Below are 15,693 nucleotides of genomic sequence, written 5' to 3'. Positions count from 1 at the left end.
ATCTTTGTTGCGGACGACGTTCAACCGGTGTTCTTCATCCCGGCGGCGACCCCGGTCACCGTCAGTCGGAGGGCGCGCCGTTCGGTCTCGGTGAGATGCTTCTGGCGGAGCAGATGCACTTGGAGGAGGTTGAGTGGGTCGACGTACGGATTCCGACGCGAGAGGCTCTCTTGGAGCCACTCCCGGTCGAGAAGGCCGCTACGTCCAGTGATGTCGCTGACGAGTTCGACGCATCGGTCGTACTCCGCCCGAAGTCGGAGGAAGAACTCGTCTCGCAGGTCGGCGGACGCCAGCGTCGCGTACTCCTCGGCGATTTCGAGGTCGGTGCGGGCGAGCGACATCGCCGCGTTGTCGAGCGTCGTTCGGAAGAAGGGCCACTCATCGTACATCTCCTGCAGGGTGTCTACATCGCCGCCGTTTTCCAAGTACGCGTCGAAACCCGCGGCGAGGGCGTACCACCCCGGTAGGATACAGCGCGACTGCGTCCACGAGAACACCCAAGGGATGGCGCGGAGATCCTCGACGGTTCGCTCGCCCGACCGCGAGGCGGGCCGGGAGCCGAGGTTGAGGTCTTCGATGACCCGAATCGGCGTCGTCTCCTCGAAGTAAGCGACGAAGCCCTCGGTTTCGAGTAGGTCGCGGTACTCCTCGCGGGCGGCGTCCGCGGCGGTGTCCATCGATTCGACCCACTCGTCGGGGACGGTTTCGCTATCCTCTCGGAGCGCGTCGTACCGAGCGCGAATCTGGGCGTCCAACATCTGCTCGACGTTGCGCTCCGCGATGGCGGGGTTGGCGTACTTCTCGGCGATGGCCTCGCCCTGCTCGGTGAACTTCACCTGTCCGGAGACGGTCTCGCGGGGAAGCGCCAGCAGTGCTTCGTTCATCGGGCCGCCGCCCCGCGATATCGACCCACCCCGCCCGTGGAACAACCGGAGGGTAACGTCGTAATCGTCCGCGATGTCGGCGAGGCGCTTCTGATTGCGGTAGAGGCTCCAGTTCGCGGCGAGAAAGCCGTTCTCCTTGTTCGAGTCGGAGTAGCCGAGCATTATCTCCTGCGTTCCCCCGCGAGCGTCGAGTGCGGCGGCGTAGGCGTCGTTTTCGAACAGCGTCCCGACGATGCGCCGGGCGCCCGAGAGGGCGTACTCGGTTTCGAGCAGGGGAACCACGTCCAGTCCGCAGTACCCCGGCAGATCCGCGATTCCGGCTTGGTCGGCGAGAAACAGCACCTCGAGGACGTGGCTCGGCTCCTCGGTCATGCTGATGCAGTAGGTGTCGATGGCCTCCTGTCCGTACTCCCGCTGCCAGTCGGCGGTCTCCGAAAAGAGCGTCAGCACCCGCCCCGCGGCGTCCGAGAGGCCGGACGGGTCGAGGTCGATGAGACGTTCGTCCTGCAGAATCGCCTCGGTGAGCAGTTCGATGCGCTCGTCCTCGTCCATCGACTCGTAATCGATGCCCTCGCGCTCCAGCACTTCGGCGATGGCTCTCGTGTGGTTCTCCTGATGGTCGCGCAGATCGAGCGCCGCGAGCGTGAAACCGAACGTCTCGACGCGCCGCCGGAGCGGTTCGACCTCCGCCTCGACCACGCTCTCCGCGCCGTTTGCTCCGAGGCTGTCGACGATGACGTCCACGTCGGCCAGCAGTTCGTCGGCGTCCTCGTAGCCGCCGGGGCGCACGCCCCCGACACGGTCGATTCGCTCGCGCATAAGGGCGAGTTTCTGGCGGTAGGGTTCGTCGGGGTAGCGGGCGGTCGCCCGCTCGGCGATGGTGGGAAATCGCTCCCGGTCGGAGTCGAGGCTCGATTCGAACCGACCGCTCGTCTCGACTCGGTCACCGTCCTGACTGAGAACGCCCGAGAGTCGCTTCAGTTCGTCGCGGTAGCGCGCCAGCACGCTCTCGCGCTGATGGTCGAGCGTCTCCGCCGTGACCTCGGGCGTGACGTGCGGGTTGCCGTCGCGGTCGCTCCCGGCCCACGACCGGAAGGCGAACAGTTCGGGAACGTCGGCGTCGAACTCTTCGCCGATGGTTCGGTCGAGTTCGTCGTACACCTCGCCGACGATGTCGAAGAGAACGTTCTCCAGATACCAGAGGACGTTTCGCGCCTCGTCCGCCACCTCTGGGCGTCGTTTTCTGACCTGTCGCGTCTCCCAGAGGCCCATTATCTCGCTCTCCAGTCGACGTTCGACTCGCTCGCGTTCGCGGTCGGTGAGACGGTGTTCGTCCAGTTCTTCGAGCAGGAACGCGACCGAGCGGAGCTTCGCCTTCACCGTCTTCCGGCGAGCCTCGGTCGGGTGCGCGGTGAACGTCGGGACGACGTTCACGTCCTCCAGCACCTGCCGGACGGTCTCCGAGTCGGCGTCCTCCTCTGCGAGCGTCTCGGCGGTGGTGCGGAGACTGTCCTCCAGCGTTCCGGCCTGCGTTCCCTCGCGGATGGCCCGCACGCGCTGGCGCTCCTCGGCGAGGTTGATGAGTTCGAAGTAGGTGGCGAACGCCCGCGCGACGTGGCCCGTGCGTTCGGGCGAGAGGCGAGCGATTTCGTCCCGGAGCGTATCGCGGGAGTCGGCGTCGCCGCGCCGGTAATCGATGGCACCCGTTCGCAAGGTTTCGACCGTCTCGAATGCCTCGGTCGATGCTTGCCGGGAGAGCACGTCGCCCAACAGGGCGGCTAGTTCGCGCACGTCTTGCCGTACATCTCTGGCATGCAATCGCATACCGGATAGTCGTCGTCACGGCACGTAAAACGTCGGTCTGAGGGGAAAACTGCGAACGCCCGGTACGTTCCGGACGGAGACGGTTCGGCGTGGAGAGAGGGGGTAGCGTTAACTGGACGGAACCGAATGGTCGAATCGGATGTCGAACCTCCTTCTGTGCCCCGAGTGCGGGTGGACAGGGACGAAAAACAACGCCAACGGTAGCCACGTCTGTCCGGCTTGCGGTGCCGACATCGAGGGTTGAGACGCCGATTCGGTCGCCGACGGTCGTTTTTTCGAGCAGAGTTGCACGCGAACCGGAAACCGCTCAAATCGCGCGCCTACCGAGCGGTGCATCGGCGTCGCTACGGTTTCCGGCGTCGTTCTCCCGACGAGCGAGACTGTTCTCCCGCCCCGTGGCGAACTAGAGCCACTCATCGGCCCATTCTTCGAGGTCGGTGAAGACGGGACACAGGGCGAAGCCCTTCTCCGTGAGACTGTAGTGCGTGGTGAGGGGTTTGTTTTCGACTCGTCGGTCGACGAGTCCGGCGTCCTGAAGATCGTCGAGCACTCGCGACAGCGTCCGCGAATTGGCGCTCGTCGAGCGTTTGAGTTCGTTGAACCGCTGTTCGCCGTCGGCGAGGTCGTGGAGGACGATCAGGCGCCACTGCGAGCCGATCTGCCCGACGGCTTCGACGACCGCACACACCTCCGCATTCTGCTCTTCGACCGTCGTCTCGAAGCGTTCAAGCGTCGATGGCATCGATGTTATCTACTATTACCTCTGTCTCCGAACTTATATATAGGTTCTGAAACGAACCAGGTAACGTTGTGAAACTTATTTTGCAGAGCGACTCCGACACGACCGTACCGACCACCGAACGACGCGGTTCGCTCATGGAGGTAGACGACTGATGGCGGTTACCGGGTTCGAGGGTATCGTGCTACTCGTCGCCCGCGTGCTCTTCGGCGGCGTCATCGCTTTCACGGGGTTGAACCACTTCCTGGACGCCGAGGGGATGACCGGCTACGCCCGGCACAAGGGACTTCCCGCAGCGAGGCTGTCGGTTCTCGGGTCAGGCGCAGTGCTCGTCCTCGGCGGAATCGCCATCGTGACCGGCGTTCTCCCCGTCCTAGGTGCGGCGGCCGTCACGGTGTTCCTCGTCGTCGCGGCCCTCACGATGCACGACTTCTGGGCCGTTCCGGAGGAACAACAGCAGAACGAGATGACGCAGTTCCTGAAGAACGTCTCGCTGGCCGGCAGTGCACTCGCCCTCTCTATCCTCGGCCTGTCGAACTGGGCGTTCAGTCTCGGCATCCGCTTCTTCTAGCGACCGACCAGCGGTTTCCTTCGTCGGTCGTAACGACGTTCGAAGCCGAACCCGAATCGCGGCGAAACTTCTCGCGGGGTCGCGCGTTCAGTTGTACTCGCGCCAGCGATAGCCGCACTCCTTGCACTTGAAAAAGCGCGTCGGCGGTTCGTCGGCGGAGGCGGTCTGTTTGATGGTGTACCACGCCACGTCGTGACCGCATTTGTCGCAGATAACGTCCTTCGCGGTGGGTTTGCCTTCGAAGTCTGCGCCCTCTTCGGTTTCGATGACTTCCGAATCGCCCTGCTCCTCGGTGGAGACGAACTGCTTCGCGCGCTCCTCGTCCTTCGCGGTCGTCGCCTGACAGTCGTCGTTCGCACAGACCATCTTCGACCCCATGGATTTCATCATGGAACCGCAGTCGTCGCAAAATTGCATACCCCGAGTAGCGGCCCGAGCCTCAAAAACACAACGTACCGGTTCTTCGAGAAGACTTATGCGCCTCAGCCGTGTCCGCCGCCGTATGTCCTCCCGGTCCACCCTGATGTCAAGACGAGCGATACTGGCCGCCGGTACGGCTCTCGCTACCGCTGCGGTCGCTGGCTGTTCCGGTCGGGCGGAATCGTCGCGCGCCGACTGCGAGGCCGGCGTGGTCAGACACGGCGACTCCGAAATCCTCCAGGAAGTTATCGTTCGACCCGACGGCGACGACGCCCTCCTTCACGTCCACCTCGTCGGCGGGACACCGAAATCGACGGAGCGTCTCCGAGTGTACGACTTGGCGGGAAATCTCGAATACGAGATACCGACCGACGACCGTCGGTCGTACTTCCAGCACCTCGGTTCGCGCCCGACGCACGGACGGTTCCGGGTCGTTTCCTACGATGATGGCGAAGAAACGGACGAGATGGTCGTCGATTTCAACTGCTGGGCCGAGGACGATTCCATTTCCGGGGCGTCGTAGGTGGGTACGAGCTCACTGTAACGCGTGGAGCAGGTCTTCACGACCCAGATACACCAGTCCCGCGACCGCCGCGTTGAACAGGAGCGCCCCGACCGTCGTGTAGACGACGAACTTGCGAAGGCGCATCTCGGCGAATCCCGCGGGAATTGAGATGACCGAGCGAAGGACGGGGAGGAGGCGACCCCAGAGCACGGAGTGTTCGCCCCATCGTCTGAACCAGCGACGCGCGCGATCCGATTCGCGCTCCGAAACGCGGAGGTAGCGCCCGTAGCGGTCGAGCGCCTCGTGGCCCTCGTGGCCGACGTAGTATGGGACGAGCGCGCCGACCGTCGTTCCCGACGTCGCCGCGAGCACGAACACCGCGAATTCGACCGGCCCATGCACCAACAGCGCCGCCGCCGAGGGAAGGACGAGCTCGCTCGGCAGGAACGGAAACAGCATCGAGGACTCCAGAAACGCGAACACGAACACCGCGACGAAGCCGTACTGCGCGACCAACGAGAGGGCCGTCTCGGTGAGACCGCTCATCCGTCGAGCGAGTCGACTTCGACCACGATCATCGGGCAATCGGCCACACGGAAGCGTTCCGTATCTTCGCTCGCCATCCAGATGTACGCCCACTTCTCATAGGGCTGACTTAACGTTTCGGCTCCAGACGAACGCGGTACTTTTACGAACGACGACTGTCCGACGCGGAGCGTGAAATTCACTCGCTCGTCGCCCGTCGCCACCGTTTCACCCCGACGATGTCCCCGTCGATTTCCGTCGCCTCCGTCGCGGCCCAGACGAACAGCCCGGCAACGTCCTCCGGGTCGCGCCCCTCTCCGTCCGTCATCCCGGTGGCGACCGTGCCGGGGTCAACGCCCGCGACCGTCCGGTCGAGTTCCGCCGAGAAGCCGCGCACCAGCGCCTCGGCTCCGGCTTTCGACACCGCGTAGGAACCGTAGCCCGCCTTCGACTGATGTCCGACCCCGCCGGTCGTCACCAGCACCCGCCCGTCGTCCGCGAGGTGCGGGAGGGCCTCCCGAATCGTCGCGTACACTCCGCGGCAGTTGACTCGAAACGTGTCGTCGAAGGCGGCGTACGATTCGGCCGTGAGCGGCGTCCGACCGGGCGTTCCGTGGTAGACGCCGGCGTTCGCCACCACCACGTCGATGCCGTCACCGCCGAACCGGGCGGCGGTCTCCATCAGGCGCTCCACGTCGAACTCGTCGCGCACGTCGGCCCGGAGTCCCGTCGCGTCTCCCCCCGTCGACTCGACGTCCGCGACGGTCGCTTCGACTGCGTCCGCGTCGCGCCCGCAGAGTGCCACGTTCGCGCCCTCACCCGCGAACGCGCGTGCGGCCTGCTTCCCGATTCCTCGCGTGCCACCCGTGACGACGACCGTCAGTTCGTCCATGCCGGGAGCAAGGGGCGGGTGCGTGAAACCGGTTTCCGTCCCGACTTCCGCCGCGGTTAACCGCGCGCAACTCCAAGTAGAACCATGTATCGTCCGGGCCACTACGGGGTGGCGCTCGCACTCTACTCGCCGATCGGTTTCCTGCTGGTCGCGAGGGGACTGGCCGATCGCGCGCTCGTCGGCGGGGTCGTCCTCCTCGCGCTGACGATGCTTCCCGATCTCGATTCGAAGACGGGGCGAGTGCGTCACCGAGGGCCGACCCACTCGCTCGCCTTCGCGGTGGCCGTCGGTCTCGTCGCCGGGGTCGTCGGCGGACTCCTCGCCGGGCTCTGGTTCGCCGGATTCGGTGCGCTAGTAGGGTCGCTCGCGATCGTCTCCCATCTCCTCGCGGACGTGCTCACGCCGATGGGAATCCGGCCGCTCTGGCCCCTCTCCACCAGACACTACACGCTCGACCTGACGCTTTCGAGCGATGCGAGGACGAATTATCTCCTGTTCGTCGGCGGTTCGATACTCTGTGGGGGAGCGTGGTTCCTCGGGGGACTCTACTGAGCTTTCGCGTCGTTCAGGTCGACCACGTCTTCCCCCTGCGACAGTTCGTCGTCTTCGGCCGCGTATCGGAGATAGCGTTTAAACTGGCACGGAACGGTGTTCAGTTCGACGGCTCCCGTCTTCCGGTCGTAACTCACCAGTCGCGCCTGTTCGAGTTTCGGAAGGTGCGTGTGGTCGAGGGAGATGGCGATTCGACCCAGCCGATCCGCGTCCACCTCCATCTCTGCCGCCACCGCTGCGGCGAGGTCGTCGACGCCGACCGGTTTTGACCGCTCGTAGAGGACGTACAGTGCCTTTCGCCGACGCGGGGAGACGAGCACGTCGAAGATCTCGTCGAGCGAGAGCACGCTACTTCGCTCATCAGACGCTTTAATCATTCTATGATAATGTAATATAAACAGATGACGAATAAAGCTAGCTATATTGATTCTCTGATTCTCAGAAGAAATATACCTACTCGCGCAAATGTCGGTCGAGAAAGGCCGTCTCGTATCCTACCGCGTCCGCCGACTCGAAATCGTACACGTCGAAATGATCGATCGGCATTTCAATGTACGTCGCGTCGGCGCGATCAGCGGCCTCCTCGACGGGCGACGCGGGGACGATATCGTCGTCTCGCCCCGCCAGAAAGAGCATCGGACAGGTCACCTCCTCGACGACCGACAGCGGGCGGTAGAACGGGATGCTGAGGAACACGCGCGCCGGAATTTCGTTCTTCCACGTAGGCGGGTCGGGAACGATGCGCTTCATCCCGGCTTTCGCACCCGGCGCGTTTATCACGGCGAATTCGTCCGGGTCGCCTACGATCGGCACGGTGTAGGGGTCTCGAAAGGTGTACTTCCGGACGAGGTCGCGCAATCCGGCAATCGTTCCTTTCAGCGCCTTTTTGACGCCCGCCTTGCGGGTTACCGCCCGGCCGTCCACGAAGGGGATTTGTGCGACGACGGCGTCGATTCTATGGTCGTTCGCCGCTGCCTCGATAACGTGTCCGCCGCTGTACGACGTGCCCCAGAGCGCTATCCTCCGGCGGTCGACGGCGTCGAGTCCCCGGACGTGGTCGATGGCGGCTTCCCAATCGGCGACGTGCCGGGTAGGGCTCACGAGGTTTCGTGGCTCGCCGTCGCTATCGCCGAAGTCCCGGTAGTCGAACAGGAAGACGGCGAATCCGCGGGCGACGAACCGTTCGGCGATGGCCGGCAGGCCGAAGGTTCGCTCCCCGGCGAACCCCGGTGCCATCAGGACGACGGGCGGATTCGAGACGCCCTCCGGCGTGTACAGCCACCCGGCGCACCGCGTCCCGTCGCTCTCGAAATCGGCGTCGTTTTTCGCGTAGCGCAGGCGTGACAGTCCGCGCGCCCCAGTGTTCGTCATCGGGTTTCACAACGACGACGAACGACATAAAGCTCGGTTCACCGACTCGGCGGTTCGTCGGTTCCAGTTCACCGGTTTCAGAACGAGAACATCCGTCCGACGCCGGATTTTTGTCCCCGCGATTCGTCTCCCAGCGTAACCCCGATATGGTGGAAGACCTGTTCGTCAGATTGGTCGGGCAAAATCGCGTCGTGTGGGGCCTGGTCGGGGGTATCATCATCGCGGCGCTCAACACACTCGGCGCCCTCCTCGTCCTCCTCTGGACGAACCCCTCCGAGCGCGCGCTCGATTCCGCGCTGGGGTTCGCCGCCGGCGTGATGCTCTCCGCGAGTTTCACCAGTCTCATCCTCCCCGGCATCGAAGCCGGCGGCGTCGTCCCGGTCATCGTCGGACTCTCCCTCGGCGTCTTCGTGTTAGACCGCGCCGACCAGTGGGTTCCGCACGTCCACGTCGTCATCACCGGCGACGTCCGCGAGAACGGTTCGACCGACCCTCGAACCGCCTCCGTGCTCCTCTTCATCGTCGCCATCACGCTCCACAACATGCCCGAAGGACTCGCCGTCGGCGTCGGTTTCGGGGCGGGCAACCTCGGCGACGCGCTCGCGTTGACGCTCGCCATCGGCATCCAGAACGTTCCGGAGAGGCTGGCCGTCGCCGTCGCCGCGCGCAACGCCGGTTTCGGGTCGCTCTTTTACGCCGCAGTCGCGGGCATCCGGGCCGGACTCGTCGAAATTCCGCTCGCCGTGTTCGGAGCCTTCGCGGTGCAGGTGGCGATGCCACTCCTCCCGTACGCGATGGGCTTCGCGGCGGGCGGCATGCTGTTCGTCATCAGCGACGAGATAGTTCCCGAGACCCACGCCCGCGGAAACGAGCGCGCGGCGACCCTCGGGATGATGCTCGGCGTCGTCGTGATGCTTTACCTCGACGTGGCGCTGGGTGAGTTTCAGGATACTGGCGTCGATGGAGAGTGGCTGTGTCCGAGCGCTAGCTATCGCTACTCCGCCACCGCTCGTCTCGCTCACACCGAACGGCCGGATTTGGTATAGCGTTATCTACTTTATAACAGTTCCTCGACTGGATTCCAAAGTCGGCGTACCGGGGCTACGAAGCCCATCGAGTACGTTATAGGGGAAATTCGAACTCCGACCAAAAACGGCGCGAGACAGCGGACTACTTCAGTCCCCGCGCGGCGAGCTGATACGCGAGCACCGTCCGCATCCTGTCGCCGAGCGAGCCGATATCGACGCTGTCCGTTCGCTCCTCTCGGTTTCTGACCGCGTCGTACCGCCGGTGCCACTCGGCGATGAATCGGTCTTCGATATCGTTGTCTTCGATGGTCGCCGTCACCCGCGCGATGGCGTCCTCGTCGTCCTGGTCGAGGTCGTCCGGCGAGACGAAGTCGTTTTCCAGCGCGTAGACGACCGGCCCGGCGGTGTAGTCGCTTTCGGAAAGTTCGCGCTCCCACGTCGTCGTCCAGTTTCCGATTCACGCCATCCGCTGCAGTTCCTAGATGACGGAGCGGAGCGTAGCGAGGTCGTCGGGGTCGAACGCCGGGGAGTACATCAGGTCGATGTCCGCGTAGGGGAACATGAGCATGTTGTGGGGGTCGTAATGCTCGATTTCGGCCATGTTCGCCATCTCGACGTGGTCGTTGAGGACGCAGGAGTAATCGATGGCGGTGAGCGTCTGTCGGAGGTCGCAGTCGAAGATATCCCTGTACTCGTCGTGCTCCGGCGCGTCTTCGATGCCGCGCTCGAAGGCGTCCCAGACTCGCTGGATGAACCGGAGTTGGTCGGCGTCTAGGCTGTCGCGGTCGAGATTCACCGTCTCGGCGCGATACGGTATCTGGCACGCTTCCTCGAACGTATCCCGGTCGTGCCCCACCTCCGCGAGGTTGTCCAAGAGCATCACGAACATCGTGAGGATCGTCTTCTGCGCTCGAACCGTCTCGGCGTGCGCCGACGGACCGCACGACAAGGTGAACGAGGGGAAATGTGTGTAAATCCACTGCCAAAGAAAGCGGTCGCGGCCGCCGACGATGTCGTCGTACTCGTCCGCCAGTTCGTCGACCGGTTCGGGAAGTATCGTCGCCGCCGACGACGCCGTCGGAGTCGCGTTCGAAGCCGTGTTCACGAACGCCGTCGAGCACAACGACTCATCCGTTCCGCGCGCGAACTTCCACCTCGAAACCGAGGGGTCGCACGCGACGGTGGAGGTGGAGGACAACGGTCCCGGAGTTCCTGAGGACGAACACGACCTCATCTTCGGTCGGGAGGAGGTCAGCCCCCTCCACCACGGGCAGGGACTCGACCTCTTTTTCGTCGATCACCTGATGGAGAAGTACGGTGGCAACGTTTGGGTCGAAGACGGCGACGATGGCGCGCTGTTCAAACTACGGTTCCGAACCGTCGAGCTGTCGGACGAGAGCCGATAGCCGGACGAACCTTCCGATACTCGACGAAACGATACGACCGCGTTCGATACGTATTTCATCCGCCTCCGTACCCGTACTCACGTGTCCGAAGAGTACGATAAACTCGTCCGCGACCGAATCCCCGACATCATCGAAGCGAACGACGAACACCCGACGACGCACGTCGCAGAGGCCGGGGAGTACGACCGACGACTCGCCGAGAAACTGGACGAGGAGGTCGCTGAGTTCCACGAATCCGGCGACCCGGAGGAATTGGCTGATGTGCTGGGAGGTCGTCTATGCACTCGCCGCCCGAGCGGACGTCTCGCGCGACGAACTAGAGCGGTTGCGGGCCGAGAAAGTCGACGAGCGCGGCGGGTTCGAAGACGGCGTCGTGCTGGAGCGCGTCAGGTAAAAACTCCCTGCGACTGCAACCCCGCCGAGAATACGCCTCCGCGAAGAATCACCGGTATGTCGATCACGACGTACACGCTCGTCGTCCGCGAGAACGAGAGCCGCGAAGGAATCCGCGCGGAGGTTCGCGGAGACGGAACCATCGAGGAGTCGGCGAGGATTTCGTACGACGATTACGGCCTGACCGCAGAGCGCGAGAGGATCCCGGACGAGCGGCGCACCGAATTCACCGCCGACGCGACGACGCTCCGACTCCAAACCGAGCGAGACGGCGGGGGATTCCAGTTCCGAGTGCTCGGCGACGGCGAGACGCTCGCCGAACAGCGCGTGACCGACGACGAGTGGAACGTGACGGCGGAATAGCGGCACTCCGACGACCGTTCGAAGAAGCGAATCGTTCGGACGTTTCTCTCACAGACGTCACACCGAGAGTTGAACGACGTTCTCTCGGATATCGGCGATGAACTGGCGCCGTAGCTCGTGGGTCGACTGGTGGACGACGCCGTCCCACCTGAGTTCTTCGAGCGTGTCGGGGTCGGCGTCGGAACCGGCTTCGACGTACAGCGAACCGTTCCGCACCTCGTCCACGACGCCGACCTCGGTTCCGTCGGCGGCGACAGCGCGCTTTCCGACCTGCTTGTCCGTAAAGTCCAAGTCCGAATCCATCGTCTGTCGTACGCGCTCGACCACCGAGTTCGTTCCGGCCGGGGGAATCGGAAGTGCTACTGTCGTCCATCGTGCACGTTTCGACGATGAGCTACGACGCAGTGTTGTTCGACAACGACGGCGTGCTCGTGGAACCCGCCACCGTCTCCACGCTGCGCGAGGCCGCGACGACCACGTTCGCCGAATTTGGCGCTGACCCCGACCCCGACCACGTCGATGCCATCTGTCACACCGTGACGCCCGACGATTTAGATCGGGTGTGTACCGCCTACGACCTCGACCTGGCCGAGTTCTGGAAGGTGCGCGACGGCGCCGTCTCGGAGGCCCAACTGCGGGAACTCCGGGCGGGCCGAACGACGACCTACGACGACGTGGACGCACTCGAATCGTTCGAGCGTCCGCTCGGCATCGTCAGTTCCAACCAGCACGCGACCATCGAGTTCATGCTCGACCACTTCGATCTCGGTCGTCATTTCGAGACCTACTACGGCAGGCCGCCGACCATCGAGGCATTCCACCGGAAGAAACCCGAACCGTACTTCCTCGAACGCGCGCTCGCGGACTTGGGAGTCGAGGATGCCCTGTTCGTCGGCGACAGCGAGAGCGACGTGCTGGCCGCCGATAACGCCGGTCTCGACTCGGCGTTCATCCGCCGACCGCACCGAGCGGACTACACCCTCTCCGTCGAGCCGACGTACGAAATCGAGAGCCTGCCCGAGATTCTCCCGCTCCTCGGGTAGCGTCTCCGGTCGAGAACGAAAACGCTCGTCTCTCCCGCCGAGTCGAGAACACACCCGGCGAGCGAATGAAACGAGATTATCTCGCGAGCGACGAACCGTCAGCGTCCTCGGCGCGCGCACCGCCGTTTTTCACCTTCGTCGCCGACATGCAGTCCAGACAGCCGAACACTTCGTCGTCGTTGTTGCCGAAGACGCGGGCGAACTCCCGCGTGACGAACGAACCGCAGTTCCGACAGCGATACTTGTGGGTCGTCCCTCCCGTCGGTCGCATTGATTCGCTCATGATCGTAGCCCTATATGTCGTTCATCCGCTGTTGGGATTCGCTACCACACCGCGTGCATTTCGTGACGCGGTACGGCTCCCGCGAGTATTCGGCGTTCTCCGCGTCGTCGCTCTCCGTGATGAGTTCGACCGTTACCCGATGTTGCGTCTTCGTGGTGCAGTTTTCGCACTGTTCGACCGTCTCTTTCAGGTCTGATTGGGTGGTTGACATGGTGACGCTGTGGGGAGTTGAATCGGTTGATTCTGCTCTACTAGCGTGGCAGGGTCAGTGTGCGACGCTACTAGGTAGCACTCCCTCCTCGCCAATCGTCGTTGTACCTGCGTGTGCAAGTCGCCCTTCCGTGACCCCTTCCCGCCGACAGATTCCGGAACGGTGGTCTCTCCTTCTCAAAATTCCCGCCGGGAACCGCCGAATCGTCGCCCGCTATCGCTCTCGTCGACCGTAGTCAATCCTCTCGACTCGCGCTCTCGCGGGCGTCGTCCGTCGGTTCGCCGACCGTCGAGCGAATCAGCGTCTCGGTTCCGCGCCGAAGTCGTTCGGATACCGCCTGATGGCTGATTCCCAGCCGCTCCGCCAACTCCTCGGCGGAGGTTTCCCGAGGAATCGAATAGTACCCCGCGTCGATGGCGGCGAGCAGCGTTTCGCGCTGCACGGCGGTGAGACCGTACCCGTCCCCTCGCTCCCCGTCCGCACTGTAGAGACAGGAGAGGTCGAACGTCAGGTTGCGCTCGCTGCAGAACGTCGCGTACTCCTGAACGCTCCCTCGATTCGGAAAGCGCATCTGAACGCGCCAGCCGTCGCCCGACCGCTTCGCGGACATGAAGACCGCGCCCAACTCGGCCCAGCGCTGGTAGGTGACGTACTCCTCGCCGCGCTCGGACAGTTCCACCCTGTAGAGTTTCGTTCCGTCGATTTCGCTCAGCACCGTCCAGTCGGCGACGGTCGGGTCGTCGTCGAGTCCGGCTTCGAAGACGTCGAAATCGTCGCCGCTCGTCCGAAACGTCATCGTCGAGGCGATCGACGGTGTCGCGGTCTGCTGTACCACCGAGGCGGCTAAGTCGGGAACGTCCCGAAACGCTCGCCGGAGAACCGGCGTTTCCAGACGGAAGTTGGCGACGACCGACATTCGCTCGTATCTTCGGACAGCATCGGTTTAGTACAACCGGCTCCGTAATCGACGATTCCATCCGCGATTCGGAGAACCCGTCCCGGGTTTCCACGTCGGCCGGGAGCGATTTACCGATTCGAACAGAGGGAAGAGTCATGGACGACTCGCCAAGCGATTCGACGACCGAGAACGCCTTCTTTGCGGGAAAACCGTGGCACGACGCGGTCGCGTACGGCGCGTCGGGCGACGGTACGACCGACGACGCGACGGGCATCCAGGACGCCGTAGACGCGGCCGCGGAAGGCGGAGGAACCGTCTATCTTCCACCTGGCACCTACCGCGTCGAATCGCCGGTGACGCTTCGCTCCGGCGTCCGATTCCGCGGCGAAGGGATGGGCGCGACGACGCTGGTGGCCAACGGCGACGACTACGCGGCGCTCGAAGGGTTCGGAACCGCGGACGACCCCCTGACCGACCTCTCGGTCGAGGCGATGACCATCGACTGCTCGGCCCTCGGCGACGGGGAGACGTACTCGACCGGCGAGAAGTGCATCTACTTCCAGAACGTGACGCGGTGTCGAATCGTCGCCGTATACGCCTACGGCGCGCCCGCGACCGGAATCGGGACGGACTTCATGGTCGACAGCCTCGTCCACGGCTGTATCGCCGAGCGAAACGGGCGGCTCTGGTCGCCCGGCGACATCGGGTCGAACGGCATCGGAATCGGGGCGGGGCGCTTCTCGGCGGAGACGGTCACCGTCTCCGACTGCCACGCCGTGGACAACGGGAACAACGGCGTGATGTTCGAAGCCCAAGGCCCCGACGCCGAGAACGTCCACGCCGGATTCATGACCGCGGTCGGCTGTACCGCGCGGAGGAATCGCATCGGCTTCCGCGACTCGGCGGATCGAGCCGTGAAGTTCGTCGGCTGTTCCGCGACCAAGAACGACGAGCACGGGTTCGTCGTGAGCGACAAGGACGACACGTCGCCGCCCGCGACCGAACACCGCATCGCCGACTGCCACGCGGTCGACAACGGGGAGCACGGCGTCGCAGTGCTCGACGGCGCCGGCCCCGTGCTCGACGTGGCTGACTGCCAACTCTCGGGAAACAGTGGCTGCGGTGCCTTCGTCGCCGAACCCGTGGACGGGGCGGTGTCGGTGTCGGACTCCGCCGCTTTCGAGAATGCCCGGTCGGGAGTCCGATTCGAGAACGGGGGCGACCACCTGCGCGTCACTGACTGTGCCCTATTCCGAAACGGAACCGGAGGGGTGGACGACGCAGCGGGCGTCGCGTTCGCGGGAACCGAACCGTACCGCTGCGCGTCGATTTCGGGGAACGACTGTTACGACGACCGTGACGACCCGACGCAGCAGGTCGGGGTCGCATTCGCGGCCGACCACGAGGGGACGAAGATCGTCGGGAACACGTTCTCGGGACACGCCGAGGGTGCGCTCCGGTTCGAGGGACGACCCGAACTGCTCCGGGACAACGTCGGGTACCGAACCGAAAACGGCGGTCGGGAGGCGGTGGCAGACGGCGGGGAGATTCGCCACGGTCTCACAGACCAACCGACCGGCGTCACGCTGCAAACCGAGTCCGAAATTCGGGCGTTTCCCGCGGAAATCGACGAGGAGAGGGTCGAGATCCGACTGATGGCACCCGACGGCGAGCCGGCCGATTCGACGGAGACCGTGTATTGGGAGGCGTGGATTCGCTAATCGGCCCGAAACGGCAACGCCCTTCGAGCGGCCCGCTGCGACTGGGCCGCGCTCGTCTAGGTGG

The 15,693-nt window shown here is 64.2% G+C and carries 23 protein-coding genes and 1 pseudogene; 9 read left to right on the top strand and 15 right to left on the bottom strand.

Going from position 1 to position 15,693, the window contains the following annotated elements:
* Nucleotides 1–20: 20 nt before the first annotated feature.
* The 3 genes from ppc to LIW51_RS11880 all read right to left on the bottom strand — a co-directional run bounded on the left by ppc (nucleotide 21) and on the right by LIW51_RS11880 (nucleotide 3,450).
* Nucleotides 21–2,708: a phosphoenolpyruvate carboxylase gene (gene ppc / locus LIW51_RS11890; RefSeq protein ID WP_227374340.1), complete on the bottom strand. Its 2,688-nt coding sequence runs from the start codon at nucleotides 2,706–2,708 to the stop codon at nucleotides 21–23.
* Between the two features lie 108 nt (nucleotides 2,709–2,816).
* Entirely contained in the window at nucleotides 2,817–3,125 is a 309-nt protein-coding gene (locus tag LIW51_RS11885; protein ID WP_227374339.1) for a hypothetical protein, read from the bottom strand.
* Nucleotides 3,112–3,450 (bottom strand): winged helix-turn-helix transcriptional regulator, encoded by a 339-nt coding sequence (locus tag LIW51_RS11880; protein ID WP_227374338.1) that lies wholly within the window; start codon nucleotides 3,448–3,450, stop codon nucleotides 3,112–3,114. The genes LIW51_RS11885 and LIW51_RS11880 overlap by 14 nt, the downstream gene beginning before the upstream one ends.
* 151 nt (nucleotides 3,451–3,601) lie before the next feature.
* Between LIW51_RS11880 and LIW51_RS11875 the strand changes: the two genes are divergently transcribed.
* Nucleotides 3,602–4,018 carry a DoxX family protein gene (locus LIW51_RS11875; protein ID WP_227374337.1) on the top strand — a complete coding sequence of 139 codons (417 nt, stop codon included), beginning with the start codon at nucleotides 3,602–3,604 and terminating at the stop codon, nucleotides 4,016–4,018.
* Nucleotides 4,019–4,105: 87 nt separating this feature from the next.
* On the opposite strand, the gene LIW51_RS11870 is transcribed toward LIW51_RS11875, so the two are convergent.
* Nucleotides 4,106–4,435: a transcription factor S gene (locus tag LIW51_RS11870; RefSeq protein ID WP_227374336.1), complete on the bottom strand. Its 330-nt coding sequence runs from the start codon at nucleotides 4,433–4,435 to the stop codon at nucleotides 4,106–4,108.
* A gap of 85 nt (nucleotides 4,436–4,520) precedes the next feature.
* Between LIW51_RS11870 and LIW51_RS11865 the strand changes: the two genes are divergently transcribed.
* Nucleotides 4,521–4,961 carry a hypothetical protein gene (locus tag LIW51_RS11865; RefSeq protein WP_227374335.1) on the top strand — a complete coding sequence of 147 codons (441 nt, stop codon included), beginning with the start codon at nucleotides 4,521–4,523 and terminating at the stop codon, nucleotides 4,959–4,961.
* 12 nt (nucleotides 4,962–4,973) lie between these two features.
* Here LIW51_RS11865 and LIW51_RS11860 read toward each other — a convergent pair whose 3' ends face one another.
* From LIW51_RS11860 to LIW51_RS11850, 3 genes are read right to left on the bottom strand one after another with little or no spacing between them, the layout of a single operon-like run.
* The gene (locus LIW51_RS11860; RefSeq protein ID WP_227374334.1) at nucleotides 4,974–5,489 is read right to left on the bottom strand and encodes a DedA family protein; all 516 of its coding nucleotides are present in this window, start codon (nucleotides 5,487–5,489) and stop codon (nucleotides 4,974–4,976) included.
* Nucleotides 5,486–5,692, bottom strand: coding sequence for a hypothetical protein (locus LIW51_RS11855; protein ID WP_227374333.1), 207 nt, complete (start codon nucleotides 5,690–5,692; stop codon nucleotides 5,486–5,488). The genes LIW51_RS11860 and LIW51_RS11855 overlap by 4 nt, the downstream gene beginning before the upstream one ends.
* Nucleotides 5,668–6,360, bottom strand: coding sequence for an SDR family NAD(P)-dependent oxidoreductase (locus LIW51_RS11850; protein WP_227374332.1), 693 nt, complete (start codon nucleotides 6,358–6,360; stop codon nucleotides 5,668–5,670). The genes LIW51_RS11855 and LIW51_RS11850 overlap by 25 nt, the downstream gene beginning before the upstream one ends.
* 84 nt (nucleotides 6,361–6,444) lie before the next feature.
* Between LIW51_RS11850 and LIW51_RS11845 the strand changes: the two genes are divergently transcribed.
* Nucleotides 6,445–6,912 (top strand): metal-dependent hydrolase, encoded by a 468-nt coding sequence (locus tag LIW51_RS11845; RefSeq protein WP_227374331.1) that lies wholly within the window; start codon nucleotides 6,445–6,447, stop codon nucleotides 6,910–6,912.
* Here the strand turns inward: LIW51_RS11845 and LIW51_RS11840 are convergent.
* Both LIW51_RS11840 and LIW51_RS11835 read right to left on the bottom strand, forming a co-directional pair.
* Nucleotides 6,906–7,289 (bottom strand): DUF7344 domain-containing protein, encoded by a 384-nt coding sequence (locus tag LIW51_RS11840; RefSeq protein WP_227374330.1) that lies wholly within the window; start codon nucleotides 7,287–7,289, stop codon nucleotides 6,906–6,908. The two genes, LIW51_RS11845 and LIW51_RS11840, sit on opposite strands and share 7 nt — an antisense overlap.
* Before the next feature lie 76 nt (nucleotides 7,290–7,365).
* Nucleotides 7,366–8,283 carry an alpha/beta hydrolase gene (locus tag LIW51_RS11835; protein ID WP_227374329.1) on the bottom strand — a complete coding sequence of 306 codons (918 nt, stop codon included), beginning with the start codon at nucleotides 8,281–8,283 and terminating at the stop codon, nucleotides 7,366–7,368.
* Between the two features lie 146 nt (nucleotides 8,284–8,429).
* Here LIW51_RS11835 and LIW51_RS11830 point away from each other — a divergent pair, with 146 nt between their 5' ends.
* Nucleotides 8,430–9,329 (top strand): ZIP family metal transporter, encoded by a 900-nt coding sequence (locus tag LIW51_RS11830; protein WP_227374328.1) that lies wholly within the window; start codon nucleotides 8,430–8,432, stop codon nucleotides 9,327–9,329.
* Between the two features lie 124 nt (nucleotides 9,330–9,453).
* Here the strand turns inward: LIW51_RS11830 and LIW51_RS11825 are convergent, their stop codons facing one another.
* On the bottom strand, nucleotides 9,454–9,630 hold the full coding sequence (locus LIW51_RS11825) for a hypothetical protein (RefSeq protein ID WP_227374327.1): 177 nt from the start codon (nucleotides 9,628–9,630) through the stop codon (nucleotides 9,454–9,456).
* A 159-nt stretch (nucleotides 9,631–9,789) separates the two neighbouring features.
* Entirely contained in the window at nucleotides 9,790–10,416 is a 627-nt protein-coding gene (locus LIW51_RS11820) for a hypothetical protein (RefSeq protein WP_227376830.1), read from the bottom strand.
* On the opposite strand from LIW51_RS11820, the gene LIW51_RS11815 reads away from it, so the two are divergent.
* The 3 genes and pseudogenes from LIW51_RS11815 to LIW51_RS39125 all read left to right on the top strand — a co-directional run bounded on the left by LIW51_RS11815 (nucleotide 10,409) and on the right by LIW51_RS39125 (nucleotide 11,473).
* Nucleotides 10,409–10,717, top strand: coding sequence for an ATP-binding protein (locus LIW51_RS11815; RefSeq protein ID WP_255766655.1), 309 nt, complete (start codon nucleotides 10,409–10,411; stop codon nucleotides 10,715–10,717). The two genes, LIW51_RS11820 and LIW51_RS11815, sit on opposite strands and share 8 nt — an antisense overlap.
* Before the next feature lie 81 nt (nucleotides 10,718–10,798).
* Nucleotides 10,799–11,111 (top strand): annotated as a pseudogene (locus LIW51_RS39130) (nucleoside triphosphate pyrophosphohydrolase).
* A 56-nt stretch (nucleotides 11,112–11,167) separates the two neighbouring features.
* Nucleotides 11,168–11,473 carry a hypothetical protein gene (locus LIW51_RS39125; protein ID WP_368411735.1) on the top strand — a complete coding sequence of 102 codons (306 nt, stop codon included), beginning with the start codon at nucleotides 11,168–11,170 and terminating at the stop codon, nucleotides 11,471–11,473.
* Between the two features lie 57 nt (nucleotides 11,474–11,530).
* Here the strand turns inward: LIW51_RS39125 and LIW51_RS11805 are convergent, their stop codons facing one another.
* On the bottom strand, nucleotides 11,531–11,800 hold the full coding sequence (locus tag LIW51_RS11805) for a DUF8593 domain-containing protein (protein WP_227374324.1): 270 nt from the start codon (nucleotides 11,798–11,800) through the stop codon (nucleotides 11,531–11,533).
* Nucleotides 11,801–11,862: 62 nt separating this feature from the next.
* Here LIW51_RS11805 and LIW51_RS11800 point away from each other — a divergent pair, with 62 nt between their 5' ends.
* The gene (locus LIW51_RS11800; RefSeq protein ID WP_227374323.1) at nucleotides 11,863–12,516 is read left to right on the top strand and encodes an HAD family hydrolase; all 654 of its coding nucleotides are present in this window, start codon (nucleotides 11,863–11,865) and stop codon (nucleotides 12,514–12,516) included.
* Between the two features lie 76 nt (nucleotides 12,517–12,592).
* Here LIW51_RS11800 and LIW51_RS11795 read toward each other — a convergent pair whose 3' ends face one another.
* From LIW51_RS11795 to LIW51_RS11785, 3 genes are all read right to left on the bottom strand, one after another.
* On the bottom strand, nucleotides 12,593–12,787 hold the full coding sequence (locus LIW51_RS11795; RefSeq protein ID WP_227374322.1) for a DUF7563 family protein: 195 nt from the start codon (nucleotides 12,785–12,787) through the stop codon (nucleotides 12,593–12,595).
* Between the two features lie 22 nt (nucleotides 12,788–12,809).
* Nucleotides 12,810–13,010, bottom strand: coding sequence for a DUF7835 family putative zinc beta-ribbon protein (locus tag LIW51_RS11790; protein WP_227374321.1), 201 nt, complete (start codon nucleotides 13,008–13,010; stop codon nucleotides 12,810–12,812).
* Nucleotides 13,011–13,245: 235 nt separating this feature from the next.
* Nucleotides 13,246–13,926 carry a helix-turn-helix domain-containing protein gene (locus LIW51_RS11785; RefSeq protein ID WP_227374320.1) on the bottom strand — a complete coding sequence of 227 codons (681 nt, stop codon included), beginning with the start codon at nucleotides 13,924–13,926 and terminating at the stop codon, nucleotides 13,246–13,248.
* Between the two features lie 137 nt (nucleotides 13,927–14,063).
* Here LIW51_RS11785 and LIW51_RS11775 point away from each other — a divergent pair, with 137 nt between their 5' ends.
* Nucleotides 14,064–15,629 carry a right-handed parallel beta-helix repeat-containing protein gene (locus LIW51_RS11775; RefSeq protein ID WP_303659910.1) on the top strand — a complete coding sequence of 522 codons (1,566 nt, stop codon included), beginning with the start codon at nucleotides 14,064–14,066 and terminating at the stop codon, nucleotides 15,627–15,629.
* Nucleotides 15,630–15,693: the final 64 nt, after the last annotated feature.

The organism is Haladaptatus halobius, assembly GCF_020618475.1.
GTDB classification, from domain to species: domain Archaea; phylum Halobacteriota; class Halobacteria; order Halobacteriales; family Haladaptataceae; genus Haladaptatus; species Haladaptatus halobius.
The sequence above is the reverse complement of the archived record's forward strand: the minus strand, read 5'-3'. Positions and strand labels throughout refer to the sequence as shown.